The organism is Mycobacterium innocens (assembly GCF_900566055.1).
In the GTDB taxonomy this organism is placed as follows: domain Bacteria; phylum Actinomycetota; class Actinomycetes; order Mycobacteriales; family Mycobacteriaceae; genus Mycobacterium; species Mycobacterium innocens.
This window is the reverse complement of the sequence record NZ_UPHQ01000353.1, coordinates 1-1,350: the sequence shown is the minus strand read 5'-3', so window position 1 is coordinate 1,350 and position 1,350 is coordinate 1. Positions and strand designations below refer to the sequence as shown.

The following is a 1,350-nucleotide window of genomic DNA, read 5'->3' as shown; positions in this document are numbered from 1 at the left end:
CCGAGGTGCCTCACATAAAAGTGAGCGCGAAGCGGTGGCTGGTGCCTCACGGATAGTGAGCGCGTGGGGGGCTTGCACTACTTCGTCTCGGCCAATCGGTTGATTGACGGATCTAATGCTTCCAGGTCGATGTGGCGCGCGGCTGCCAGGGTCTCGGTCTTGGCTTTGGCCAGGTCCAGCAGCTGCATTTGGATGGTGTTGATCTGGCGGGTCAGATCGGCCGGGTTGATGCCCTCGATTCGGGCGGCCACGTTCGAGAGTTGTTGTTTATCAAGAACACCCGATGCTTGTAGGCGCTGCCACGGGGTGGCCGGCTTGTCGTAGATGCGCTTGCGGCGACCGGCCGCGGTGGTGGTGTAGCCGACGGGCTTTTTGGTCGGGGTGAAGAAGTTCAGACGCAGCGACACCAACGGCCACAGCCGGTTGAGTAGCTCCAGCTCCGCCGGGGTGTCGTAGCGCCAGTAGAACGCGTGTTTGCGCACCACATGGTTGTTCTTGGACTCCACATGGGCCTGGTCGTTCTTCTGGTACGGCCGCGAGCGAGTCTGGGTGATGTCGCGGTCCTGCAGCCAGCCGGCGACCTCGTGATTGATGAACTCAGCCCCGCAGTCCGAATCGAAAATCACCATGGGAAACGGGAACCGCTGCTGCAGTTCCCTCGATGCCCTCGGTGATCCACTTCGCGGCGTTGTTGCGGATCGAGGCGTTCTCGGTCCAGCCGATCACCAGATCGGTCATCGTCAGGGTGCGGGCGAACTCGCCGATCAACGTCGGGCCGCAGTGCGCGACGGTGTCGGCCTCGATCACCCCCGGGGCCTTGGGCGCCTCATCGGCGCAGGTGCGGATGGCGATCGAATTACGCAGCAGCGGTGAGGGTTTCGTCGTCGAGATGCCCTTGATGCGCATTCTGTCCCGGGCGGGTTTGAGGTAGCGGTCCACAGTGGCCGCGCTCATTGTCTTCAACTCGGCCAAGGCCGCTTCGGTGGCGAACGGCTTGTCAAGATCACCGGCGGCGCTCAGCAGTGGCAACCACAGGTCGCACATGACCACCAGGTACTTGCCGCACGGCATGCCCATCAACGCCCACACATGCTCCAACAGCGCCCTGGCGTCATCGCTGAAACCCCGCGGCCGCAGCGTGCGCCCGTCGACCTGCTCAGCAGGGTCAGGAAGCCTCGGGCCGGTCAGCATCCGCCGCGCCGTCGAGCGACCCATCCCCGTGGTAGCCACCACCCGATCCAGAATCTCGCCCTTGTCCGCCTTCGACGCCTTGCGGTACTGACCTCGCAGTTTGTTGGTTACCTGCCGCCTTGCAGCCATATCGATCTTGCCCCTCCACATCGGGCAAGC

General features: G+C 63.6%; 1 protein-coding gene and 1 pseudogene. Both read right to left on the bottom strand.

Features of this window, described 5'->3' with window-relative positions:
* Positions 1-77: 77 nt before the first annotated feature.
* Entirely contained in the window at positions 78-626 is a 549-nt protein-coding gene (locus EET03_RS32225; RefSeq protein WP_244232605.1) for a hypothetical protein, read from the bottom strand.
* A gap of 304 nt (positions 627-930) precedes the next feature.
* Positions 931-1,215 (bottom strand): annotated as a pseudogene (locus EET03_RS32220) (integrase catalytic domain-containing protein); the annotation flags it as partial.
* Between the last annotated feature and the right edge of the window lie 135 nt (positions 1,216-1,350).